This is a genomic window from Mesorhizobium sp. M0715 (assembly GCF_040320355.1).
Taxonomy (GTDB): Bacteria; Pseudomonadota; Alphaproteobacteria; order Rhizobiales; family Rhizobiaceae; genus Mesorhizobium.
This window is the reverse complement of sequence record NZ_JAMYPL010000016.1, coordinates 114,090-136,328: the sequence shown is the minus strand read 5'-3', so window position 1 is coordinate 136,328 and position 22,239 is coordinate 114,090. Positions and strand designations below refer to the sequence as shown.

At 63.1% G+C, this 22,239-nt stretch carries 22 protein-coding genes and 1 other RNA gene; 14 read left to right on the top strand and 9 right to left on the bottom strand.

Features of this window, described 5'->3' with window-relative positions:
- Positions 1-23 precede the first annotated feature (23 nt).
- Together NKI21_RS19725 and metF are read left to right on the top strand one after the other, a co-directional pair.
- Positions 24-1,046 (top strand): ArsR/SmtB family transcription factor, encoded by a 1,023-nt coding sequence (locus tag NKI21_RS19725; RefSeq protein WP_352442218.1) that lies wholly within the window; start codon positions 24-26, stop codon positions 1,044-1,046.
- Positions 1,043-1,960, top strand: coding sequence for a methylenetetrahydrofolate reductase [NAD(P)H] (gene metF, locus NKI21_RS19720; RefSeq protein ID WP_352442219.1), 918 nt, complete (start codon positions 1,043-1,045; stop codon positions 1,958-1,960). The genes NKI21_RS19725 and metF overlap by 4 nt, the downstream gene beginning before the upstream one ends.
- A gap of 471 nt (positions 1,961-2,431) precedes the next feature.
- On the opposite strand, the gene NKI21_RS19715 is transcribed toward metF, so the two are convergent.
- The gene (locus tag NKI21_RS19715; protein ID WP_352442220.1) at positions 2,432-3,349 is read right to left on the bottom strand and encodes a DMT family transporter; all 918 of its coding nucleotides are present in this window, start codon (positions 3,347-3,349) and stop codon (positions 2,432-2,434) included.
- Between the two features lie 209 nt (positions 3,350-3,558).
- On the opposite strand from NKI21_RS19715, the gene NKI21_RS19710 reads away from it, so the two are divergent.
- Positions 3,559-4,779 carry an alanine racemase gene (locus NKI21_RS19710; RefSeq protein ID WP_013530936.1) on the top strand — a complete coding sequence of 407 codons (1,221 nt, stop codon included), beginning with the start codon at positions 3,559-3,561 and terminating at the stop codon, positions 4,777-4,779.
- A 102-nt stretch (positions 4,780-4,881) separates the two neighbouring features.
- Here the strand turns inward: NKI21_RS19710 and NKI21_RS19705 are convergent, their stop codons facing one another.
- Positions 4,882-6,063: a lytic murein transglycosylase gene (locus NKI21_RS19705; protein WP_352866859.1), complete on the bottom strand. Its 1,182-nt coding sequence runs from the start codon at positions 6,061-6,063 to the stop codon at positions 4,882-4,884.
- 123 nt (positions 6,064-6,186) lie between these two features.
- Positions 6,187-6,987, bottom strand: coding sequence for a glycoside hydrolase family 25 protein (locus NKI21_RS19700; RefSeq protein WP_352442222.1), 801 nt, complete (start codon positions 6,985-6,987; stop codon positions 6,187-6,189).
- Between the two features lie 229 nt (positions 6,988-7,216).
- On the opposite strand from NKI21_RS19700, the gene NKI21_RS19695 reads away from it, so the two are divergent.
- Positions 7,217-8,596 carry a serine hydrolase domain-containing protein gene (locus NKI21_RS19695; RefSeq protein WP_352442223.1) on the top strand — a complete coding sequence of 460 codons (1,380 nt, stop codon included), beginning with the start codon at positions 7,217-7,219 and terminating at the stop codon, positions 8,594-8,596.
- Positions 8,597-8,618: 22 nt separating this feature from the next.
- Here NKI21_RS19695 and NKI21_RS19690 read toward each other — a convergent pair whose 3' ends face one another.
- The 5 genes from NKI21_RS19690 to NKI21_RS19670 form a co-directional block, all read right to left on the bottom strand.
- A complete protein-coding gene (locus tag NKI21_RS19690) occupies positions 8,619-8,927 on the bottom strand; it encodes a HigA family addiction module antitoxin (RefSeq protein ID WP_023813159.1) in 309 nt (102 codons plus the stop codon).
- A 9-nt stretch (positions 8,928-8,936) separates the two neighbouring features.
- Positions 8,937-9,233 carry a type II toxin-antitoxin system RelE/ParE family toxin gene (locus tag NKI21_RS19685; RefSeq protein ID WP_352442224.1) on the bottom strand — a complete coding sequence of 99 codons (297 nt, stop codon included), beginning with the start codon at positions 9,231-9,233 and terminating at the stop codon, positions 8,937-8,939.
- A 110-nt stretch (positions 9,234-9,343) separates the two neighbouring features.
- Positions 9,344-10,027 (bottom strand): class I SAM-dependent methyltransferase, encoded by a 684-nt coding sequence (locus NKI21_RS19680; RefSeq protein WP_352442225.1) that lies wholly within the window; start codon positions 10,025-10,027, stop codon positions 9,344-9,346.
- A complete protein-coding gene (locus NKI21_RS19675) occupies positions 10,024-11,322 on the bottom strand; it encodes a BtaA family protein (RefSeq protein WP_352442226.1) in 1,299 nt (432 codons plus the stop codon). The genes NKI21_RS19680 and NKI21_RS19675 overlap by 4 nt, the downstream gene beginning before the upstream one ends.
- A 31-nt stretch (positions 11,323-11,353) precedes the next feature.
- On the bottom strand, positions 11,354-14,977 hold the full coding sequence (locus NKI21_RS19670; protein ID WP_352442227.1) for a hydantoinase B/oxoprolinase family protein: 3,624 nt from the start codon (positions 14,975-14,977) through the stop codon (positions 11,354-11,356).
- 192 nt (positions 14,978-15,169) lie between these two features.
- Between NKI21_RS19670 and NKI21_RS19665 the strand changes: the two genes are divergently transcribed.
- The 8 genes from NKI21_RS19665 (at position 15,170) to NKI21_RS19630 (ending at position 19,211) form a co-directional block, all read left to right on the top strand.
- Entirely contained in the window at positions 15,170-15,430 is a 261-nt protein-coding gene (locus NKI21_RS19665; protein ID WP_081734943.1) for a hypothetical protein, read from the top strand.
- A 164-nt stretch (positions 15,431-15,594) separates the two neighbouring features.
- Positions 15,595-16,314, top strand: coding sequence for a J domain-containing protein (locus NKI21_RS19660; protein WP_128303483.1), 720 nt, complete (start codon positions 15,595-15,597; stop codon positions 16,312-16,314).
- Positions 16,311-17,066: an N-acetylmuramoyl-L-alanine amidase gene (locus NKI21_RS19655; protein ID WP_352442228.1), complete on the top strand. Its 756-nt coding sequence runs from the start codon at positions 16,311-16,313 to the stop codon at positions 17,064-17,066. Before NKI21_RS19660 ends, NKI21_RS19655 begins: the two co-directional genes overlap by 4 nt.
- Positions 17,067-17,274: 208 nt before the next feature.
- Positions 17,275-18,000 (top strand): lytic transglycosylase domain-containing protein, encoded by a 726-nt coding sequence (locus NKI21_RS19650; protein ID WP_352442229.1) that lies wholly within the window; start codon positions 17,275-17,277, stop codon positions 17,998-18,000.
- Between the two features lie 50 nt (positions 18,001-18,050).
- An RNA gene (gene rnpB, locus NKI21_RS19645) (RNase P RNA component class A) lies at positions 18,051-18,460 on the top strand.
- A gap of 177 nt (positions 18,461-18,637) precedes the next feature.
- Entirely contained in the window at positions 18,638-18,913 is a 276-nt protein-coding gene (locus tag NKI21_RS19640; protein WP_352442230.1) for a type II toxin-antitoxin system ParD family antitoxin, read from the top strand.
- Positions 18,910-19,062 (top strand): hypothetical protein, encoded by a 153-nt coding sequence (locus tag NKI21_RS19635; RefSeq protein ID WP_352442231.1) that lies wholly within the window; start codon positions 18,910-18,912, stop codon positions 19,060-19,062. The genes NKI21_RS19640 and NKI21_RS19635 overlap by 4 nt, the downstream gene beginning before the upstream one ends.
- Positions 19,032-19,211 (top strand): type II toxin-antitoxin system RelE/ParE family toxin, encoded by a 180-nt coding sequence (locus NKI21_RS19630; RefSeq protein WP_352442232.1) that lies wholly within the window; start codon positions 19,032-19,034, stop codon positions 19,209-19,211. The genes NKI21_RS19635 and NKI21_RS19630 overlap by 31 nt, the downstream gene beginning before the upstream one ends.
- A gap of 8 nt (positions 19,212-19,219) precedes the next feature.
- On the opposite strand, the gene NKI21_RS19625 is transcribed toward NKI21_RS19630, so the two are convergent.
- Positions 19,220-20,335, bottom strand: coding sequence for a cystathionine gamma-lyase (locus tag NKI21_RS19625; RefSeq protein ID WP_352442233.1), 1,116 nt, complete (start codon positions 20,333-20,335; stop codon positions 19,220-19,222).
- 410 nt (positions 20,336-20,745) lie between these two features.
- On the opposite strand from NKI21_RS19625, the gene mraZ reads away from it, so the two are divergent.
- Positions 20,746-21,204: a division/cell wall cluster transcriptional repressor MraZ gene (gene mraZ, locus NKI21_RS19620; RefSeq protein WP_056582893.1), complete on the top strand. Its 459-nt coding sequence runs from the start codon at positions 20,746-20,748 to the stop codon at positions 21,202-21,204.
- Positions 21,201-22,235: a 16S rRNA (cytosine(1402)-N(4))-methyltransferase RsmH gene (gene rsmH, locus NKI21_RS19615; protein ID WP_352442235.1), complete on the top strand. Its 1,035-nt coding sequence runs from the start codon at positions 21,201-21,203 to the stop codon at positions 22,233-22,235. The genes mraZ and rsmH overlap by 4 nt, the downstream gene beginning before the upstream one ends.
- The last annotated feature ends 4 nt before the right edge of the window (positions 22,236-22,239 follow it).

Genomic DNA, 22,239 nt, shown 5'->3' with positions numbered 1-22,239 from the left:
ATCTTTTCAAAGAGAATACGCTGATGCATGTCTCGCTCGACACCATGGTTGATACATTGAAGGCGGCGGCCGAATCCAGCCGATTGCGCATACTGGCACTTCTGTCGCGCGGCGACCTCACGGTTTCCGATCTTACCGAAATTCTCGGCCAGTCGCAGCCGCGCGTTTCGCGTCACCTGAAGCTCTTGCTGGAGGCCGGGCTGATCGGCCGCTACCAGGAAGGGTCCTGGGCCTTCTTCCGTCTGTCGGATGCGGATTCAGCGCGTGACTTCGTCATGGGACTGGTTTCCGGCATTCGCGGCGCCGATCCGCAGGTCGAGCGCGATCTTGAGCGTCTGGCCTCGGTCAAGCGCAAGCGGCAGGACCGCGCGGTCGCGTATTTTTCGGTGAATGCGGCAAGCTGGGACCATATCCGCTCGCTGCATGTGCCGGACCGCGCCGTCGAAGCCGCAATGTTGAAGCTGGTGGGCAAGCGGCCGTTCCAGTCGATGCTGGATCTCGGCACCGGCACCGGGCGGCTGCTTGAAATCTTCTCGCCGCTTTATCGGCGCGGTGTCGGCATCGACATGTCGCGCGAGATGCTGACCGTGGCGCGCGCCAATCTCGACAAGGCCGGGGTTTCGAACGCACAGGTTCGGCAGGGCGACATCTTCGCACCGCCGGTCGAGCGCGATGCCTTCGATCTCGTCACCATCCATCAGGTGCTGCACTATCTCGACGATCCCGCCCGCGCCATCCACGAGGCGGCGCGGCTTTTGCGTCCGGCCGGACGCCTGGTCATCGTCGATTTCGCGCCGCATGCGCTGGAATTCCTGCGCGAGGAGCACGCGCATATGCGGCTCGGTTTTTCCGACCGGCAGATCGCCGACTGGTTTTCGGACGCCGGCCTCGATCTTGAAGACAGTCAGGAATTCGAGCCGCGCGGCGGCAACGAGGCCAGGCTCACCGTAAAACTCTGGCTTGGCCGCGACCGGCGCCTCTTGATCGCCGATCCTTCCAACGACACAAGGCAGGCCAAAGCGAACTCGATAGGGGAAATCGCATGAACCAGTTCCGCTTTTCCCGCCGCCCCGACATTGGCGACAAGGTCAGGGTTTCCTTCGAATTCTTCCCGCCGAAGACGGACGAGATGGAAGCGAGGCTGTGGGAGACGGTAACAAAGTTGGAGCCGCTGAAGCCGAAATTCGTCTCGGTGACCTACGGCGCCGGCGGCTCGACGCGGGAGCGTACCGCGCGCACTGTAAAGCGCATCCTGACGGAAACCGGTATTCCTGCAGCGGCGCATCTGACCTGCGTCGGTGCAACACGCGACGAGGTCGACGCGGTCATCCAGGATTACAGGTCGATCGGCATCAACCGGTTCGTGGCGCTGCGCGGCGACCCGGCCTCCGGCGTCGGCGAACCGTATCGGCCGCATCCCGGTGGCTACGAGAACGGCGCGGAGCTGGTCGCCGGGCTCAAGGCAATCGCGGACTTCGACATCTCCGTCGCGGCTTATCCGGAAAAGCATCCGCAAAGTCCCGATTTCGCCACCGACATCGAGATGCTGAAGCGCAAGGTCGACAATGGCGCGACGCGCGCCATCACCCAGTTCTTCTTCGACAATGATCTCTACGAGCGCTATGTCGAGCGCGTCCGCCGCGCCGGCATCTACATCCCGATCGTGCCGGGAATCCAGCCGGTTCACAGTTTCAGGCAGGTCGCGAACTTTTCCGCCAGGGCGGGCGCGCATGTGCCCGGCTGGCTGGCGGAGCGTTTCGAAGGCCTTGACCGGGACCCGCAGACGCATGCGCTGGTGGCGTCGGCGGTGGCAGCCGAACAGGTGATGGATCTGGTCGAGCGCGGTGTCGGCGATTTCCACTTCTACACCATGAACCGCGCCGATCTGGTCTTTGCCATCTGCCATATGATCGGCATCCGCTCGCACGAGGCGGCGGCGGCCGGATCAGCCGCGGCTTGAGGTCGGGTTCAAACAAAAGGCCGGGAAAAACCCGGCCTTTTGAATTGGTTGGACTATTTGGGTGCTGGTCTTCCCCGCTTTGGCGGTCAGGGAAGGAAGCCCATAATAAGGGCTCCGATAAAGGCGAACGCAGCACAGATCATCAATGCGTTGATAGGCCTCGTAAGTCCCATGACATAGCCTCCTCTTAAAGAGCTATGTCATGGAGTCTAGGTTCATTTGTGCCACAGGCAAGCGGAAAATGTGCTGCATTGCGACGTGATTGTGAAATCCGCGACATGTCTTTTGCCGTTAGGCTTTGAAACTCCTAGGCAAAAACCGGCTTCAGACCTGTGAATAAAATGTGGCCCGCTCGTGTCGCTGCTGTGTCATGGCAGCGCTACCCCCGCTAAAGCCTAATTCGGCTTTCGCGATGCGGGGGCAATTAGGCGGTTAGAGCATTCTTTGCGCGTCCAGTGGACGCGCGGCGCTCTAACGTCGGCCGAACAACCGCCCGTCAATGGTGACGAGGCCGAGCGCGATCAGGACCACGCCGCCGATTTCGAACAGCTCCAGCCGCTCGCCAAGGAACAGGAAGCCGAGCAGCATGGCGCTGGCCGGCACGACAAGCGTGACCAGCGAGGCGTTGGTCGCGCCGGCCGAGGCGACGAGGTTGAAATAGAGGATGTAGGCGAAGGCGGTGGACAGAAGCGCCAGCGCCAGCACCGCCGCCCAGACCGGGGGCGAGGCCGAGAACAGGCCGGATGGACCGTAGGTGAAGAGCACGATCGGGATCATGATGATGGTCGACGCCGTCAACTGTCCGGTGGCGATGACCGGTGAGGGCACGCCCTTGAAGAGGCGGGCGACCATCAGCGCAATACCATAGGACAGCGAAGCACCGATCAGCGCGAACTTGGCCCAGACCGGGCCGCCGAGCCCGGTAAGCAGGCCGGGGCCGATCATGACGGCCGTACCGGCGATGCCGAGCGCAATGCCGGCGAGCTTGTTCCAGGAGAGCTTTTCGTCGGATGTCAGCGCGTTGGCGAGGATCAGCGTCCAGAATGGCGTCGTCGCGTTGAGCACCGAGGCGATGCCGGCGCCAAGCTCCGTCTGGCCGGCGAAGATCAGCGAGAAGGGCACGACATTGTTGGTGAGCGCCAGCAGGAAGAACAGGCCTGCATGCGGAAGCGCGAGGCGGAAGGACGGACCGCGCAGGCCGAGATAGATCTGCAGTGCGATCGCGGCGATGGCGACGCGAAACAGCACCAGCACCAGCGGGGGGAGTTCCGCCACCGCGATGCGCGCAAAGAAGAACGAGCCGCCCCAGATCGCGCCGAGCAGCAGGAGTTGCCCCCAATCCTTGAGCACCATCGGCCCGCGTGGTGCGGATGTCGCGGCCATTGCCATGTGAGTCGCCCTCCCAGACTGCCTGAATGCCAGTCACTCAGGCAGAAGCCATATCGGCGCCAGTGACAAGGGCCACCCGAAACCTGATCGCTGGCAAACGTTGCTGGCAAAGACCTAGCGCCGCTGCGTCAGCCGCACGAGACACAGAATTGTTTTCATTAGCCGCTAGCTTGGATTAATTGTGCGCAGGCTAGGTCAAGGATTCGTCGATGCAGCGATTCGAAAATGCCCGCGAGGCGGCACTGGCGCTTCGTCCGGACGATCCGGTCTATTGCTTCCGCCCGCAAGTGCTGATGGCGGATGCCAGGCAGTTCATGGGCATGTTCCCCGGCAAGACCGCCTATGCGGTCAAGACCAATGGCGAGCAGATCGTGCTGAAGACCCTGGTCGAAGCCGGTGTCAAGGCTTTCGACGTCGCTTCGCCGGGCGAGTTCGCCGCCGTGCGCGCGGTCTCTCCGGATGCCGAGATGCTCTACATGCATCCGGTCAAGGCGCAGTCGGACATCAAGCTGGCGCTGGAGAAATACGCCATCCGCGTCATTTCGCTGGATCACGAGGACGAGATCACCAAGCTGACGCGAGTGGTGCGGGCGCTCGACATCGATCCGGGCTCGATCAGCGTGTTCGTGCGGGTGCAGACCAAGGGGCATGCCGCCTACGAATTGTCGAAGAAGTTCGGCGCCGGGCCGGCCTATGCGGTCGAACTGGCCGAGCGGCTCAACCGCACCGGCTACAAGGTTGGTCTGTGTTTCCATGTCGGCAGTCAGATCGAGGATCCCGACACCTATGAGCGGGCGCTGGCTTCCGCCGATTGGGTGCGCAACCGGCTGACCTTCGATATTGCAGGGCTCGACGTCGGCGGCGGTTTCCCCGCCGAATACGGCCACGATCCCAACCGCAAGCAGATCGAGATGCCGTCGCTCGGCCAGATCATGTCGCGGCTTTCGGGCGATCTGAAAGAGTATCAGTTCGACCAGATGCCGCTGGTGGCCGAGCCGGGCAGGGTGATCGTGGCGCGCTGCCTGTCGCTGATCGTGCGGGTGCTGTTGCGCAAGGGCAAGCGGCTTTACATCAATGACGGCATCTGGGCGTCGCTGTCGGATTCATGGACCGGCAAGATCACGCTGCCGGCCCGCTTCATTCCCGATCCTGCGATCCGCTCGCGCAATGGCGAGGAGAAGAACATCGTGCCGTTCAAGGTCTGCGGCGCGACCTGCGATTCCGTCGACATCCTGTCGCGGCCATTCTGGCTGCCGGAAACGGTCGATACCGGCGACTGGATCGAGATCGGCCATATCGGCGCCTATTCGCTGTCGCTGAGGACCCGATTCAACGGGTTTTACCCCGACACCTTCGTCGAGGTGACGACGCCGTTCGACGAGGGCGACGCGCCGCAGGGGTTTGCGAGTCTGGAGACGATGGCGGATTAGGGAATAGGGAATAGGGAATAGGGAATAGGGAATAGGGGTGGCAGGCACGGCTTTCGGAGTAATTTTCTACTGCCTACTGCCTACTGCCTACTGCCTACTGCCCTAAAATTTCCCCAATAGCTCCGGCGTCGGCCAGCCATCCACCGGCAGGCCTAGCCGCATCTGCTCCTTGCGGATCGCCTCGCGGGTGTTGGTACCCAAAATGCCGTCGACAGTGCCGACATCGTAGCCCCTGGCTTCCAGCTTGATCTGCAACGCCTTCATCTGCTCGTTGTTGAGGCCGGTTTCGGGACTGCGCGGGTCGAGCGGCGGCGCGCCTGCGAGTCGTGCGGCAAGGTTGGCTGCCGTCAGCGCATAGGTGAAGGACTGGTTCCATTCGAGATAGACGTCGAAATTGTCGTAGGTGAGGAAGGCAGGCCCCTTGCGGCCCATCGGCAGCGCCAGGCCTGCTTTCAGGCCGTTGTCGACCAGCGGCGCGCCGCTAGGGTAGGTGACGCCCCATTGCGCCCACTGCGACAGCGGCAGCTTGTTGGTGCGGCCGGTCTGGTCCCACGGCATGTCTTCGGGCGCGCGGACTTCCTGGATCCAGGGCTGGTCGCGTTTCCAGCCGCGCGACAGCACTTTGTTGGCGGTGGTCATGATCACATCGGGCACGCTGCCGCGCAGGTCGATCTTGCCGTCGCCGTCGCCGTCGACGCCGCGTGCCAGATAGTCGGAGGGCAGGATCTGCGTCTGGCCGATCTCGCCGGCCCAGGCGCCCCTGACATCGGCCGGCAGCACGCCGCGATCGATCAGCTCCAGAAGCGGCACCAGCTGCTGCCGGAAGAGCTGCGGCCGGCGGCAATCATGGGAAAGCGTCACCAGGGCGCTCAGCGTGTGGAAGTCGCCCTGCACGGCGCCGAAATCGGTCTCCAGCGCCCAGAAAGCGGCGATGATCGGCGCCTGGACGCCGAACTGCTGGTCGGCGCGGGCGAAGACGTCGGCGTATTTCTTCAGGTTTGCCGCACCTTGCTTCAGGCGATAGGCCGAGATCATGCGGTTGGAAAACTCGACAAAGGTTTGGGTGAAGACGCCCTGGGCGCGGTCGCGTGCCAACACCTTGTCGTCGAAGGTTGCCGCTCCAAGGGCGTCGAGACCCGCTGTACCTACGCCAGCCGCCTTGGCTTCCGCAGCGACGCCCTGCTTCCAGGATTCGAAGTCGCCGCCGCATTCCTGCGCCATCGCCGGCAAGGCCGTGGCGCACAGGGTCAGCGCAGCCGCGAGGACTTTGGAACGCAGTCGCATCAGCTTCCTCTCGAAACGAATAGCGGGCAGTTGTTGTGCTCCCCGGAAGCCCAACGCCCTGAATTACTGGCGGTTGCACTGTTCACCGCTGGCTGTGTCGAAAAGCAGGCGGTAGGCCCGGTGTCAACGGGTGTTCTGCCGCAGCCACTTGTTCCAGGAGGCTTCACTGCCGTTGAAGACGTTGATGTCGGACTTGCCGCTTACGCCCGGAACGATGCCGGTTCCCGTGTATTGCCAGAAGGTGAAGGGGTGGCTGCCGTATTTCTCACGCGGATGGCCGGCGACGGAGCGCAGCCAATAGGGATAGCCGCGAAAGCTCGACAGCTCGTTATCGTCGAAGAAGTCGATCGAGGTGTAGATGATCGGCTTCTTGCCGTAGTGCCGTTCGACGATTTCAAGGAAGGTGGTCATCTCCGCGCGCACCGTGGCAGCGTCGGGACGCAGCCTGCAGGTCGGCGATTGCGGGTTCCATTCCATGTCGAGGACCGGCGGCAGCGCCGAGCGGTCGACGGGGACGTTGCGGATGAACCAGCGCGCCTGCACGGCAGCCGGGGTGCAGAAATAGTAGAAGTGATAGGCGGCTCGCGGAACGCTGGCAGCTTTCGTGCGGGTCCAATGCTCGTTGAAATACTCATCGAAGCGATCGCCGCCCTCGGTCGCCTTGATGAAGGCGAAGGAGATGCCGCTGGCCTTGGCCGCCGGCCAGTCGACCGAGGTCTGGTATTTGGAGACGTCGGTGCCGTGAACGGCATAGTTCCAGGGCGCGCCGCTTTCCCATTCATGCGGTTTGGAATCGGCAAAGCGCGGCGCGCGCACGGCAACCGTCGGGCTGCTCGAAGCGGACGGCGACAGCGGCGAGAGATCGTCCACGGTCGAGCAGGCGCCAAGCAGCGTCAGCATGATGAGGCCCGCAAGACGGCGCATCGCAATTCCCGAGCCGGATTCAGCCGGTCGCTGATGGGTCTATACACTGATGGCCGGTTTTGTGATCGGGCCCCCTCCGAGCGATCGCCCCACAGCATCGCTCAGCATATCCTGTGATCGCCGATCATGGTTGATAATCCGTTGATGGCGCTCGACAAGCATTGTGATTTGCGGAAGCAATGGCGGCAAATCGATGACATAAGGGTCGCGCAGGGCCCGGAGGAAATAAATGCGGATCGTGGTCAAGATCGTCAAATGGCTGCTTGGCCTGATCGTTCTGGCGATCGCCGCCCTTTTTGCCTGGCTTTATATCGCGCCGCCGGAGTTGATCAGGGTCGGCTCGGGCTACTCGGCCAAGATCGTCTGTTCGAACGTCTTCATTGCCGGCCGCGATCCCAATGAGGTGCTTGCCGTCGACGTGCAGGCGCCCGGGCATCCCCTGCTGCGGCTAATGCGGGTTTCGGTGGACAAGAACAGGGGAACGGTGTCGGCGGGCCTGTTCGGCTTCCTCGGCAAGAGCATCGCCGTCGCCCGTGACGGGCTGGGCTGCGCTTCGGTTCCGGACGGCGATGTAGGCAAGGCGCGGCGGACCGCGATCCAAGCGGAGCCGTCGGCGGCCACCATGGGCGACCTGTGGCCGCAAGGCGAGCGCGTCGAGGCATCACAGGATCCGGTGATTGCCAAGCTGCTGGACGATGCGGCGCTGGCCGGCACCGGCATGCGCGCGGTGGTGGTGGTCAAGAATGGCCGCGTCGTCGGCGAGCGCTACGGCGATGGCTTTTCCGCCAAGACGCCGCTGCTCGGCTGGTCGATGACCAAGACGGTGAACGCCGCCATCGTCGGCACGCTGGTCAAGGACGGCAAGATGGCTTTCGACGACAAAAACCTGTTTGCGCCGTGGAAGGCGGACGGCCGCACTGCCATCCGCCTCGCCGACATGATGGCGATGTCGAGCGGGCTGGAGTTCAACGAGGATTATGGCGACGTCGCCGACGTCACGCGCATGCTCTATCTCGAACCTGACATGGCGGGCTTCGCCGAATCCAAGCCGCTGGCTGCAGAGGTCGGCAAACAGTTTTCCTATTCGAGCGGCACGGCGGTGATGCTGTCGCGCCTCTGGCAGGACGCGATCGGCGACAAGGCCAAGGCGCTGACGTGGCCGCGCACGGCGCTGTTCGAGCCGCTCGGCATGCACAGTGCGGTGCTCGAGACCGACGAGCAAGGCACCTTCGTCGGCTCATCCTATCTCTACGCGACTGCCCATGACTGGGCGCGCTTCGGCCAGTTCCTGCTGCAAAGCGGGGTGTGGAACGGCAACCAGATCCTGCCGGCCGGCTTCGTCGACTGGATGCGGGAGCCGGCAGCTGCCTCGAAAGTCTACGGCAAAGGCCAGTTGTGGATCGAGGCCCCTGGCGATGAGGAAAACCCCGGCGCCGGCGTCGCCGCAGGCCTGCCCAAGGACACCTACTGGATGGAAGGTCATGACGGGCAGACGGTCGCCATCATTCCCTCGGAACAACTGGTGGTCGTGCGGCTGGGGCTAACGCCGGCCAAGCTCGGCTACCGGCCGCAGACGATGGTGGCGGCGTTAATCAAGGCGTTACATTAGACTAGCGCGCCGTAACTCTTGTCTATGCAGCTGTCGCCAAAGGCTTGGCGCGATCAACCCGCGCCCGCTCGTCGGGCGAGTTCATGACCTGCCAAAGATCGCTGCGGCGCTGTACGTTCAACCAGAAATCCGGGCTGTTGCCGAACACCCGTGCCAGAATGAGCGCGGTCGCCGCCGTCACGTTGCGGCGGTCGTTGCACAATTCGTTCACATGTTTGCGCTGGACCCCCATCGCCTCGGCCAAAGCTGCCTGCGTAAGGCCAAGCGGTTGCATGAATTCTTCCGTGAGAATTTCGCCAACCGTTGCTGGCTTGCGTGCGGTCATCAACATGTTCTCACCTCACTTATAGCTGTGGTCGTCGAGATAGATGTCCGACGCCTCACCGCGGCCGCCGTCCCAGCGGAAGATCAGCCGCCATTGCTTGTTGACGCGTATTGAATGGAAGCCTTCGAGAATGCCACGCAGCTTCTCGAAATGATTGCTGGGCGGCACACGCAAATCCTGATCGATCATCGCGTCGTCAATCATCTGGAGCTTGCGGAACAAACGGCTTTCGAGATCGGACGGAATGTTGCGAGAATGGGTGTCTTCCACGAAGAAGGCCCGCAGCCATTCATCCCTGAAGCCGATGATCACCACATGCTTCCATGCATGTGAGATAGTGTACCGCTCTCGGGGTCATAAGGCAACGTTGATCCAACGGATCGTGGCTGCTTCGCCTTTATGTGCCTTTCCCACGGCAATATTCAGGAAGTGATCTTGATAACCGCCAGCCAGGCATAGCCGCGATAAAGCGTGCGGAAACGGAAGCTTGCGCTGGTTCGCCGCGATTCCGATTCCAGCACTTCGCGCAACGATTCACGCGGCGCGACGTGGAATTTTTTCAGCCAGCCGCGCAGCAAGGTCCGGAACCAGCCGGGCAGGCCTTCCTGCTGGCCGAAATCGACGATGTGCAGCGAACCGTTCGGTAACAGCGCGGCCAGCGCTGCCGACACAGTTTTTTCCCAGCCGGGGATCATCGACAGCGAATAGGACACGAAGACGCGATCGAAGCCGTTGCGCCCGAACAGCGCCTTGGCATCGAATCCCGTGGCGTCGCCCTGGGCGAGCGTGACACGATCGACCAGGCCCTCGCGGGCAATCGCGGCGCTGGCCGTCTCCAGCATTTCGGCTGAAATGTCGAGGCCGAAGAAGCCGGCGTCGGGGTAGCGACGCGCGGCCAGGATGATGTTGCGGCCGGTGCCGCAGCCGAGCTCCAGCACGGTGCCACCGACAGGCACGTCGAGCCCCGAGATCATTAGGTCGCGGCCGAGCAGGTAGTATTTGCGGGTCAGGTCGTAGATATGGCGCTGCCAGCGGTAGACGCGGTCCATCAGTTCGGCATGGTTGGCCTTGAATTCGGGGCTGGCCGGCAACTCGCTGGTGCTCATGCCGCACGCTTCACGTAGAGGTGGAAGCCGCCATAGATGGCCGAGCGGTCGCGGGCCAAAAATTCGCGCGAAGCCTGGTCCTGATAGTCCCACTGGTCGAGCAGCGAGCTGGAGACTCGGCCCGGCAACAGGCTGGGTTCGGCGGCGGTGCGGAAGATCACGCGGGCGCCGGCCGATGCGGTGCGGGTGATTTCCGCCCACAGCGCGTTGAGCTGGTCATCGGTCATCCAGTCCTGAGCGTCGAGCAGGACGAAGCGGTCGACCGCGCCTGCGTCCTTGCCGGCGAGGAACTCGATCAGATTGGCATGGTGGATGGCGACGCGGTCGACATTGCCGCGAATGGTCTCGTAGTTCTGTTTTTCGAGATAGGCGGGAAGGGCAGCCTCGCCGGGGTTCGGATAGCGCCGGGCGAAGGCCTGCCAGGCGAAATAGTTGTTCTCCAGCGGAAAATCGCAAGCGAGCTTTTCCAGCCGGGCTTTCAGCACGCTGGCCATGGTGCCGTCGCCAGAAGTGATCAGCGAATCGTACTGCGCCGGCGGAATGCCGAGGCCGAACAGAGAGGCCTTGCGCGACGTCGCCCATTTCAAAAGCTCCTTGTCGAAGACCGGCGCCAACTCCTCGTTGAAGAAGCGGCGCTGCTCGCCGATGTTCTTGGCCTGCATGATGCCGGCAGGGTCGACGCCGAAGAATTTTGCCGTGCGGTGGCCCATGGCGATGAACAGGCCGAGCAGGCCGGTCTGGTAGAAATTGCGGTCGAACACAGTGATGCGACGGCGGCCGCGCCAGTTGCGGCGCTCCCAGTAGTGACGGCTGACCGGATCGAGATGCGGCGCGATGAAACGGTCATACGCTTTCGAATTGTGGCTGGTGTCGGCGGCGCCGAAGAAGCGGAACAGGTCGCCCTGCGATGGCAAATGGCGCACCGCCTCCAGCTTCATGCGGTTCAGCGCGATGTGCGCGGTGTTGAGGTCGACGGCGTCGACCCGGGCCGGCGAGCGCGTGAGGTAGGCCAGGATGTTGCAGCCGCCGGAGGCGATGGTGACGACGCGGTGGCCCTGGCCAAGCTGCATCGCCTCCATGTCGACATCGGGGTCTTCCCAGATCTGCGGATAGACGAGGCCGGAAAACAGGAAGGCGAACAGCCGCTCCGAAATGCCGGCCTTCGACAGCGGGCGGTTCTGGTAGACGGCCTTTCCAACTTCCTTGCCGCGGCGAAAAACCAGATCAGCGGAAACGTCCGTCATGGCAAGATGATTCCCCATTTGCTTTGCCGCAAGCGGGTAGCTCAGGGTCATGACAGGCCGGTGACAGCCTGTTGACGCCTCCTTACAGTTTGCCAAACCCGCCCGGCGTCGGCGTCGTCAGGATGACGGCGTCGCCGGCCTGCAGCACGGTCTGGTCGCAGGCTTTCAGCATGTCGATCGTGCCGTCCTTGCGGCGGACCTTGGTCGAGCCGACCTCGCCATCGCCGCCTCCGTCCAGCCCTTGCGGCGGGCGGTTGCGGTGCGAGGAGAGGATCGCGCATTCCATCTTTTCGAGGAAGCGGATGGTGCGTTTGGTGCCGTCGCCGGCGCTCCATTTGCCCTTGCCGCCGGAGTTTTCCCGAATGTGGAAATCCTCGAGCAGCACGGGAAAGCGCAATTCCAGCACTTCCGGGTCGGTGAGGCGCGAGTTGGTCATGTGGGTGTGGACGCCGGAGGTGCCGGCAAAGCCGCGGCCCGAGTTCATCTGGCCGGCGGGCGAGCCGGAACAGATCGTCTCGTAGTATTGGTAGGTCTTGTTGCCGAAGGTCAGGTTGTTCATCGTGCCTTGCGCGTTGGCCATGGCGCCCATGGCGCCGAACAGCGCATTGGTGACATGCTGCGAGGTCTCCACATTGCCGGCGACGACGGCGGCGGGGTAGGCGGGTTTCAGCATGCAGCCGTCGGGAATGATGATGTTGATTGGCCGCAGACAGCCGGCATTCATCGGGATCATGTCCTCGACCATGACGCGGAAAGCATAGAGCACGGCCGCTCGGGCGACGGGTTCGGGCGCGTTGAAATTGTTCTTCATGCCCGGCGACGTGCCGGTCAAGTCAACGGTCGCCTCGCGCTTTTGCCGGTTGACCGTGATCTTCACCTTGATGATTTGGCCGGTGTCGGTCGGGTATTCGTACTGCGAACTATCGGGCAGCCGCTCCAGCACGCGGCGCACGCTTTCAGCCGCATTGTCCTGGACATGGCCCATATACGCTTCGACGACATCGAGGCCGAAATGCGCGACCATCTTGCGCAGTTCCGCGACGCCCTTCTCGTTGGCGGCGATCTGCGCTTTGAGGTCGGCGATGTTCTGGTGCGGATTGCGGGCCGGGTAGCGGTGGTCGGTGAGCAGCGTTTCCAGCTCCTTCTCGCGGAATTTTCCACGATCGACGATGCGGAAATTGTCGAACAGCACGCCTTCCTCGTCGACCGTGGTGGCAAGCGGCGTCATCGAGCCGGGTGCCGTGCCGCCGATATCCGCATGATGGCCGCGAGAGGCTGCCCAGAACAGGATTTCGCGTTGGGCGTCGTCGAACACCGGCGTCACCACGGTGATGTCGGGCAGATGCGTGCCGCCATTGTAGGGTGCGTTGAGGGCAAAGACGTCGCCGGGGTGGATGTCGCCGGAATTCAGCCGGATGACGGTTTCGACCGAGCGGTCCATCGAGCCGAGATGTACCGGCATGTGCGGCGCATTGGCGACCAGCGCGCCAGTGCGATCGAAGACGGCGCAGGAGAAATCCAGCCTTTCCTTGATGTTGACCGAATAGGCGGTGTTCTGCAGCGTCACACCCATCTGCTCGGCGATCGACATGAACAGATTGTTGAAGACCTCCAGCATGACCGGATCGGCCTCGGTGCCGAGCGCTGCCTGCCGGCGCTTTTTCTCGACGCGGCGCAGAAGCACATGATTCCTGGCGGTGATTTCGGCCTGCCAGCCCGGCTCGATGGCGATTGTCTGGTTCGGCTCGATAATCAAGGCGGGTCCCGCAATCCTGTTTCCCGGCTTCAGCGCCTCGCGGCGGAAGATGGGTGAAGTGTGCCACTCTCCTTCGGTGAAGATTTCGCGGGTTTGCGAAGGGCTTACGGCAAGGTCTTCGGTTCGCGATTCAGTTTCGTCGCGCCCGGTGCCGCCGGTGTCGGTGCCTTCGACGCCGACGGTCTCGACGATCATCGGCTTGTCGTCATAGACGAAACCGAACTGCGCCTTGTGGGCGATTTCAAAATCGCGCCTGGCCTGGAAAATCGAATCCGCCTCGAAATTCACCGGCAGTGTCGTGTCGGTGCCGTCATAGCGAATGTGCAGCACGGGCTTGGTGGCGACCGCATCCTCGCCGATGCCTTGCGCCGCGAGCTCGGCGATGACGGCTTTTCTCAAGATGGCAATGAGGTTGCCGATCTCCGTTCTGGACTCTTCGGCAAGCGGTTTCAGCAGCGCCTGCTGGCGCGAGGCAAAGACCGAGGACAGGCCGATGCCATAGGCCGACAGCAGACCTGAGAAGGGATGGATCAGCACCGCTTCCATGCCGAGCGCATCGGCGACCAGGCACGCGTGCTGGCCGCCGGCGCCGCCAAAACAGTTCAGGAGATATTCGGTGACGTCATAGCCGCGCTGGACGGAGATCTTCTTGATGGCGTTGGCCATGTTCTCCACGGCGATGGTGACGAACCCTTCGGCGACAGTCTCGGGCGACCGGCCATCGCCGATTTCGGCGGCAAGTGTTGCAAATTTTGCTCGCACCGTCTCGACGTCGAGCGGTTCGTCCTGGCCGGGTCCGAATATTGCCGGAAAGAAATCGGGCTGCAGCTTGCCAAGCATGACGTTGGCGTCGGTGACGGCGAGCGGGCCGCCGCGCCGGTAGGCTGCCGGGCCGGGATTGGCGCCAGCCGAATCCGGTCCGGCCCGGAAGCGACCGGCCTCATAGTGCAGGATCGAGCCGCCGCCGGCGGCGACGGTGTGGATGCGCATCATCGGCGCACGGATGCGCACGCCGGCGACCTCGGTGTCGAAGGCGCGCTCATACTCTCCGTCATAATGGGCGACGTCGGTGGAGGTGCCGCCCATGTCGAAGCCGATGACTTTGCCGAAACCGGCGAGCCTGGCCGTCTCGACCATGCCGACGACGCCGCCGGCGGGCCCCGACAGCAGCGCGTCCTTGCCCTGGAACATGTCGGCGGCGGTGAGACCGCCCGACGACATCATGAACATGAGGCGAGGCGATTGGCCGGGCGCCACGCCCAACTCTCCCGCCACCCTTTGCACGTATCGAGACAGGATCGGCGACAGATAGGCGTCGACCACGGTGGTGTCGCCGCGGCCGACCAGCTTGATCAGTGGCGAGACTTCATGGCTGACCGAGACCTGGCTGAAACCAAGTTTGCGGCAGACTTTCGCCACAGCCTTCTCGTGGTCGGGGTATTTCCAGGCGTGCATGAAGACAATGGCGACCGCATCGATGCCATCGGCCCTGGCCTGTTCGATCGCCGGCCGGCAGGCGGCGATGTCGAGCAATTGTTCGACGCGGCCATCGGCGCGCACGCGCTCGTTGATTTCGATGACCCGCTCGTACAGCTGTTCGGGAAGGATGATCTCCTTGGCGAAGATGTCGGGGCGCGCCTGGTAGGCGATCTTCAGCGCATCGCGAAAGCCCTTGGTGATGAGCAAAAGCACGCGGTCGCCCTTGCGCTCCAGCAGCGCATTGGTGGCGACCGTGGTGCCCATCTTGATGTCGCCGATCAGGCCGCTCGGGATCGTGTCGCCGACTGACAAGCCGAGAAGGTCGCGAATGCCCTGGATGGCGGCATCGTTATAGGCTTCGGGGTTTTCGGAGAGAAGCTTGCGCGGGTGCAGCCCGCCTTCCGGATCTCGGCCGATGATATCGGTGAATGTGCCGCCGCGGTCGATCCAGAAATCCCATTTTTCGGTCATGACAGCCCCTGGCGCTCTTCTGTTCGATCGGTGGTGCACATGCTGTTAGTTCGCCACGGCCTGAGCGGCAATCGCAAATGAACCAGACGATGTTACATGTCGAAACGCAACGTTACGAAACTCATGGTCGTCTGACGCATTTGTCCTTCGACCGCTCACGGCAACGTGAGCGTGTGTTGAAGGAGAGACAAAATGAAAAAGCTCATTCTCGCGTCCGTTTCCGCTCTGGCCTTGCTTGGCGTCGCCGCCTGCAGTGACAGCGGCACGGACAATACGACCACCCAGAGCACCAATCCGCCGGCCGCCGAGGAACCGATGAAGCCGGCTACCCCGGAAGCCACGCCGCCGGCCGCGACGCCTCCGGCAACGGATAATTCGACCACGAAGAGCATCACACCCGAGAAGCCTGCCGAGCCGGCTCCGGCAACACCAGCTCCTGCGCCCGCGCAGTAGTGAGCAAGCAGTACTTCGTGTGATGAATGAGAAAGGCCGGCTCGCGCTGGCCTTTTTCATATTGTCCGAGCGCCGTGGCGTTCGAGTCCGATCGATTTGTCGCGCAAAGCCTGCGGCACTGTCCCGGCTTGATAGGAGCGGGCGGTGGCTCTAAGAAGCAGGCCATGTCGATTTGGGATCGCCTCGGCGAATTCATCACCCGCGTTTCATCCTCAGCCTCGTCGGGTGTCGCCGACGTGGTCGAGGCCGTGCGCACGGTTTTCGCCGGCGATGCGGATTTGCGCCGGCGTGTCGCCTTTTCGGTGGCGATGATCGCGCTGTCGGCCAAGATGGCCAAGGCCGATGGCATCGTCACCCAGGACGAGGTGCGCGCGTTCCAGGAAATATTCGAAGTGCCGCCGAAGGAGACGCGCAATGTGGCGCGTCTGTTCGATCTCGCCCAGCGCGACGTGGCCGGTTTCGAGGCCTATGCCGAGCGGATGGCGCAGATGTGCGGTTCCGGGCATTCCAATTGTGTGATGCTGGAGGACATACTCGACGGTCTGTTCCACATCGCCAAGGCCGACGGGCTGGTGCACGAGCGCGAAGGCCACTTCCTGCACCGCATCGCCGAGATTTTCCGCATCGACGAAGCGCATTACGAGGCCATCATGGCGCGGCACGTCAATCTCGGCGCCGGGGATCCCTATGTCGTGCTTGGCATCGAGCGCGGCAAGCCGTTCGAAGAGGTCAGGAAACGCTATCGCAAGCTGGTTTCCGACAATCATCCGGACCGGCTGATCGCGCGCGGCCTGCCTCAGGAATTCATCAAGATCGCGACCACCAGGGTGGCGGCGATCAACGCCGCCTACGAGATGATCGAGCGGGGCCTGCGCCACGCATGAGCGGCTTTCTGCCCGACGAGCCACGTGCCGAAGTCAGGGTATCGCCGAATTTCGGCCCGCGGCGCGAGACGCCCAGGCCTGACATGATCGTGCTGCACTACACCGGTATGGCGACCGGCGCCGGGGCCGAGGCTTGGCTTTGCGACCCGGCCAGCGAGGTCTCGTCGCATTATCTCGTCCACGAGAATGGCCATATCCTGCAGATGGTCAGGGAAAGCGACCGCGCCTGGCATGCCGGCAAGAGTTCGTGGTTCGGACGGGCCGACATCAATTCCTGTTCGGTCGGCATCGAGATCGTCAATCCGGGGCATTCGCTGGGTTATCCCGGTTTTCCCCGGCGGCAGATCGATGCGGTGATCGGGCTGTGCCGTGGGATCGCCGGTCGGCATTCGATCGCCGCCGAGCGGGTACTCGCGCATTCCGATATTGCGCCGGGGCGCAAGATCGATCCCGGCGAGAAGTTTCCGTGGCGGACGCTGTTCGAGGCCGGTGTCGGTCATCTCGTGGCGGCCGCACCCGTCAGGCGAGGCGCCACTCTGACAACCGGCGACACCGGCGGCGACGTCGAAGCGTTGCAGTCGATGCTGGCGCTCTACGGTTATGGCGTTGAAATATCCGGCGTTTTCGACCGGCAGACCGAGGCGGTGGTCGAGGCCTTCCAGCGTCATTTCCGGCCGCGCAAGGTGGACGGCGTTGCCGACGGCTCGACGCTGCGGACGCTGCAAAGGCTGCTTGCTTCCGTGAGGCGCTGACCCCCGGGAAGCCTCTTCCAAGCAATTCTTTCCAATCCTTAAGTTACAAGCTGTCACTCAAAGTGACTTGCCTGGCCTTGTTTGACACCAATTCGGGCGTCAAACGGCTGACGTGTAGATGTCGGACCCCAAGCCCCCGGGTTGTTCCGACGTTGGTTAGGCGTTGCTGCGCGAACATCTTCGCGCGGTTCAGACAGAACAGGATCACATGCAGAAATTTACCGTTTTAACGGCAGCTCTTGCTGCCGGCGTAATGACTTTTGCCTTCAGTGCCGCAGATGCCGCGCCCCTCAGCCCGCGAGCCGATCAAGGGCCTGTCGTGGCATCCGCGAAAAGCGGCAAGGCCCCACAGGCCAGAAGCGGCAAGGCAGGCCAGGACGCCAAGGCGACGAAGCGGGCTTCCGCGAAAATGGAAAAAGCAAGCTGGTCCAAGCCGAAGAAGTCCGCCAGAAAGCAGACGAAGCGTGGCCGAAAAACCGTCGACATGACGGCAACGGCGTCGATCGGTGTCCGGAACGCGGCAGCCTCGGCGGCCACGGTGGCCAGCAGCGGGCAGTATTCCGCAATCGTTGCCCGCTATGCGGCGATCGAAGGCGTTCCGGTATCGCTCGCCTCGGCGGTTATCCAGATCGAAAGCAACTATCGGCCCAACATCGTCGGCGGCGCCGGCGAGATCGGCCTGATGCAGATCAAGCCGGCCACGGCTCGGATGATGGGCTATAGCGGCTCCGCCAAGGGTCTGTTCGATCCCGACACCAACATCAAATACGGGATGAAATACCTTGCCATGGCGCGGAGCCTCGGCGGCGGCACGACCTGCGGCACAATTCTGAAATACAATGCCGGCCACGCCGCAACGCGGATGAACCCGGTGTCGGCAGCCTATTGCGGCAAGGTGAAGGTGCAGATGGCTGCGCTGGGATCGCCCGCATAAGTCTGCTTTTTCGTTTGCGTTTTCGGGCGTGAACCCCTTTATACGCTCTGCCAGCTGGCTGGGCGGCCGCACCCGCAAACGCCGAAAGGTCGTGGGTGAGGAAAGTCCGGGCTCCATGGAAACACGGTGCCGGTTAATGGCCGGCGGGGGCGACCCCAGGGAAAGTGCCACAGAAAGCAAACCGCCACGATCCGGCTTGCCGGATTCGGGGTAAGGGTGAAAGGGTGGGGTAAGAGCCCACCGCGCGACTGGCAACAGGAGCGGCACGGTAAACCCCACCGGGAGCAAGACCGAATAGGGACGGTGCGAGGGGAAACTCTCGAGGGCTGTTTCCGGCTCACCGTCCGGGTAGGTTGCGTGAGGCGCATGGCAACATGCGCCCAAGATGAATGGCCGCCACGTTCTCGCCTCGCAAGGGGCGAGGGCCATACAGAACCCGGCTTACAGGCCAGCTGGCAATTTTTTCTCCCGCGATATCGAAGAGAAGTCTCTTGATATCAACAGGTTGCGCCCTCGGGCGCGCCTGCTGATTCAAGTTTGTTCACCGATCCATCCATGCGAGCGAGGGCCGGCTATTGCTTGAAACTGGTGCGATTAAATCGTACCATGGATCAGCTGATAGCATCGGGAGCCTCTCATGGGACAGGTCGACAAACGCAGCATCACGCTGTCGCCGGAACTGGCGGCGGCGGTGGACGGTGTAGTCGCCGCCGGCGAATATGCATCGGCCAGCGAAGTGATCCGCGACGCGCTCAGACAGTGGAAAGACCGGCGCGACCTGCATGGCTACACGGTCGAGGAATTGCGCAAGCTGGTGCAGGAAGGGATCGACAGCGGGCCTGGTCGATTTGCGTCAATGGATGACATCAAGGCTGAAGCGAGGAGACGCCTGCGATCTGACGACGCGGCATGAATCTGCTGCCCATCGTCCGGAATGCGCGCGCAGAAGACGATTTGATCGCGATCTGGCTTCATGTTGCACGCGACAGCGAGGCTGCGGCCGATCGGTTGCTCGATCGCATCGAGGCGCGGTGGCGGCAACTGCCACTTATCCCTTCTTAGGCGCACCGCGCGACGACATCGCGCCAGGCATCCGTCATCTGGTCGTTGGCGACTATCTCACCTTGTACCGGGTCGATGACGATGCGATCGAAATAATCCGCGTGCTGCATGGCAAGCGCAACATCGAGGCCGATGACGTCGGCGCGTAGCCGTTTCGTCAGCCGCCGATCTTGTCCAGTGACGCCTCGATCGCCTTCCAGAGCTCGTCCACCGGCTCGCAGCCGACCGAGAGGCGAACGAAGCCGGCGGCAACGGCATCGCCTCGCTTCAAGCGCCGCTCGGCGGAGGTGTGGACGCCGCCGAAGGATGTCGCGGCCTGCATCAAGGCGCAATTGTTGATGAAATCCTCGGCCTTGTCCTCCGAGGCGAGCTCGAAAGAAATGAGAAAGCCAAAGCGCTCCATCTGGGCGCGGGCAAGGTTGTGCGACGGATCGCCTTCCAGTCCGGGATAACGCAGACCGCTGATTGCCCGATGGCCCTGCAGCCGCCGCGCGATGACTTCCGCCGAGGAACACATGCGATCGAAGCGCACATCCAGTGTCTCCAGGCCGCGATGCACCAGCCAGGCTTCGAATGGTCCGGGAATGCTGCCGGAAACTTCGCGCCAGCCGGTCACGGCGGCGATGATATCGGCATTGCGGCTGGCCACATGGCCGAACAGCACGTCGGAGTGGCCATTGGGTGCCTTGGTGTCGGCGGCAACGACGATATCGGCGCCATGGTCGAGCGGCCGTTGGCCGAACGGTGTCATGGTCGTGTTGTCGACGACAAGGATCGCGCCGGCTTTGTGAACAGCATCGGCAACGGCGGCGATATCGCAGATATCCAGCCCCGGATTGGCAGGGGTTTCGACAAACGCCAGCCGATAGCCATCGAAGCCGCCATCGAGGAAGGTCGAGGTCGGCCTGACGTCGTAGGTGATGCCGAGCGGCTTGAGGAAGCGATCGGCCAAAGCCCGTGTCGTGTGATAGCCGTCTGAAGGCAGCAGGATACGGTCGCCGCCCTTGAGCATGGCAAAAAACCCCGCCGAGATTGCCGCCATTCCTGAAGGGAAGGCAACGCACGGCGCACTCTCCAGATGAGCCAGCATATGTTCGACCGCGTCCCAGGTCGGGTTGCTGAAGCGGCCATACTGGTTGAAGCCGGTGGCGTCGCCGGGCGCATGAAAAATGGCGGCCATGGTCAGGGGCAGGGGAATGGAATCGCCCATGGCAAGCCCGCTGCGACGCAGATGAGGAAGTGCTGCAGCGCGTGACTTTGCTGTTTCAGACATCGAATTTCCAACCCTGTTTGCGACCGACGAGATGTGGCGAGACGCTATGCCCTGCAGCGGCGCGCGGCAAGGCGCGTCCGGTTGGGCCAAGCGGCTCTAAACGCTTCGTTAGGCTTAATAGACGATAAAGACGAGACGTGTCGTCGAGGCTGTTCTCATTGGTCGCGGCGCGCGTGTTTGTGAAGCCTAATCCCGTTGACGCCCATAGTGCCCCATGATATCCCATCCAGACATCAAAGCCTTCGTTCCGTGTCAGGGTAAAGCGTACGCCAATCGGGCAGCCGCGGCGGCTGCGCGTTTGCCGGTCTTTGCCCGTGTGGACGAGGCTGATACGGGGCAGGGAACGCGCCGCGGCGGCGCGGGCGACAAGATGGAGAGGGGTGCGGCGGCGAAAGCGGCTGTAGCGTTTAATGGACCGGTTTCTGTCAAACACGGTGAGCAGGATCGATGCGAAGGGACGGGTGTCCGTTCCCGCGCATTTCCGTGCCGTCGTGCAGAAGCGCGGCTATTCGGAACTCTACGCGCTGCGCTGCCTCGACCTGCCGGCGATGGATGTCGGCGGGCTCGACCTGCTCGACCGCTACGAGCAGCGCATTGCGCTCGAGGATCCCTTCCTGCAGACGGCGGACGACATGTCGTTCTTCTGCCATGGCGATGGCACCTTCTTGAAACTCGACCAGGACGGCCGCATCACGATGAGCGATTTCATTCGCGAACACACCGGCATTTCGGCGGAAGTGGCCTTTGTCGGACGCGGCAATTTCTTTCAGATCTGGGAGCCGGGACGGCTTGCCGCCTATGGGGCGCAGGCGCGAGCCCGGCTTTTGCAGCTTCGGCAGGGGACGAAGCCTGGGGAGCGACCGGAATGACGGCGAGCCACGGCGATGACCTTCCTCACGCCGTTGGCGGATCGGCCCGCCACATTCCGGTCCTCCTTGGCGAAGTGCTCGAAGCGCTGGCGCCGGCGCAGGGCGACGTCATCATCGATGGCACATTCGGTGCCGGCGGCTACACCAGGGCCATTCTGGCGACGGGCGCCTCGGTTGTGGCGATCGATCGCGATCCGGATGCAATCGATGCCGGGCGCGATCTGGAAGCGCAGTCCGGCGGCCTGCTGCGGCTGGTGCAGGCGCCGTTCTCGACGCTGGACGAACATGTCGAGAGCGCCGAGGGCGTCGTGCTCGACATCGGCGTGTCCTCGATGCAGCTCGACCAGGCCGAGCGCGGGTTTTCGTTCCGCGCCGACGGGCCACTCGACATGCGCATGGCGCAATCGGGCCTCAGCGCCGCCGATGTCGTCAATTCCTTCAAGCCGGGCGACCTTGCCCGTATCTTCGGCTTTCTCGGCGAGGAGCGCCATGCCGGACGCATCGCCCGCATGATCGAGGCGCGCCGCGAAAAGCGCCCGTTCGAACGCACGCTGGAACTGGCCGACGCCATCGAGACGCATATCGGCCGGGCGCCGAAGGACAAGATCCATCCGGCGACGCGCGTCTTCCAGGCGCTGCGCATCTTCGTCAATGACGAGCTTGGCGAACTGGCCAAGGCGCTGTTCGCGGCCGAACGCGCGCTGAAGCCGGGCGGTCGGCTCGCCGTGGTGACGTTCCATTCGCTGGAAGACCGCATCGTCAAGCGCTTCATCGCCGACCGGGCCGATGTTGCGACCGGCTCACGTCACCTGCCCGAGGCTCATGCGCGCACCGCGACGTTCCGCAAGGCGGGCGGCGGCGTGACTGCTGGCGACGCCGAGGTGGCGGCCAATCCGCGCGCCCGTTCGGCCAGGCTGCGCGCGGCGATCCGCACCGAGGCGCCGGCGCGCAGCAGCGACTTTTCGATTTTCGGCCTTCCAAAGCTTCCCGGCCCAACACTTCCCGGCACAGGCCGACCGGGGGAGAGGTAGCTAA

Excerpts from the sequence above, each read along its gene's own strand:
- NKI21_RS19710 (WP_013530936.1), top strand. The coding sequence starts at position 3,559 with ATGCAGCGATTCGAAAATGCCCGCGAGGCGGCACTGGCGCTTCGTCCG.
- metF (WP_352442219.1), top strand. The coding sequence starts at position 1,043 with ATGAACCAGTTCCGCTTTTCCCGCCGCCCCGACATTGGCGACAAGGTC.
- rsmH (WP_352442235.1), top strand. The coding sequence starts at position 21,201 with ATGACGGCGAGCCACGGCGATGACCTTCCTCACGCCGTTGGCGGATCG.
- mraZ (WP_056582893.1), top strand. The coding sequence starts at position 20,746 with ATGGACCGGTTTCTGTCAAACACGGTGAGCAGGATCGATGCGAAGGGA.
- NKI21_RS19640 (WP_352442230.1), top strand. The coding sequence starts at position 18,638 with ATGGGACAGGTCGACAAACGCAGCATCACGCTGTCGCCGGAACTGGCG.
- NKI21_RS19635 (WP_352442231.1), top strand. The coding sequence starts at position 18,910 with ATGAATCTGCTGCCCATCGTCCGGAATGCGCGCGCAGAAGACGATTTG.
- NKI21_RS19660 (WP_128303483.1), top strand. The coding sequence starts at position 15,595 with ATGTCGATTTGGGATCGCCTCGGCGAATTCATCACCCGCGTTTCATCC.
- NKI21_RS19670 (WP_352442227.1), bottom strand. The coding sequence starts at position 14,977 with ATGACCGAAAAATGGGATTTCTGGATCGACCGCGGCGGCACATTCACC.
- NKI21_RS19650 (WP_352442229.1), top strand. The coding sequence starts at position 17,275 with ATGCAGAAATTTACCGTTTTAACGGCAGCTCTTGCTGCCGGCGTAATG.
- NKI21_RS19625 (WP_352442233.1), bottom strand. The coding sequence starts at position 20,335 with ATGTCTGAAACAGCAAAGTCACGCGCTGCAGCACTTCCTCATCTGCGT.
- NKI21_RS19700 (WP_352442222.1), bottom strand. The coding sequence starts at position 6,987 with ATGCGCCGTCTTGCGGGCCTCATCATGCTGACGCTGCTTGGCGCCTGC.
- NKI21_RS19665 (WP_081734943.1), top strand. The coding sequence starts at position 15,170 with ATGAAAAAGCTCATTCTCGCGTCCGTTTCCGCTCTGGCCTTGCTTGGC.
- NKI21_RS19675 (WP_352442226.1), bottom strand. The coding sequence starts at position 11,322 with ATGACCCTGAGCTACCCGCTTGCGGCAAAGCAAATGGGGAATCATCTT.
- NKI21_RS19715 (WP_352442220.1), bottom strand. The coding sequence starts at position 3,349 with ATGGCAATGGCCGCGACATCCGCACCACGCGGGCCGATGGTGCTCAAG.
- NKI21_RS19680 (WP_352442225.1), bottom strand. The coding sequence starts at position 10,027 with ATGAGCACCAGCGAGTTGCCGGCCAGCCCCGAATTCAAGGCCAACCAT.
- NKI21_RS19695 (WP_352442223.1), top strand. The coding sequence starts at position 7,217 with ATGCGGATCGTGGTCAAGATCGTCAAATGGCTGCTTGGCCTGATCGTT.
- NKI21_RS19655 (WP_352442228.1), top strand. The coding sequence starts at position 16,311 with ATGAGCGGCTTTCTGCCCGACGAGCCACGTGCCGAAGTCAGGGTATCG.
- NKI21_RS19705 (WP_352866859.1), bottom strand. The coding sequence starts at position 6,063 with ATGCGACTGCGTTCCAAAGTCCTCGCGGCTGCGCTGACCCTGTGCGCC.
- NKI21_RS19725 (WP_352442218.1), top strand. The coding sequence starts at position 24 with ATGCATGTCTCGCTCGACACCATGGTTGATACATTGAAGGCGGCGGCC.
- NKI21_RS19690 (WP_023813159.1), bottom strand. The coding sequence starts at position 8,927 with ATGTTGATGACCGCACGCAAGCCAGCAACGGTTGGCGAAATTCTCACG.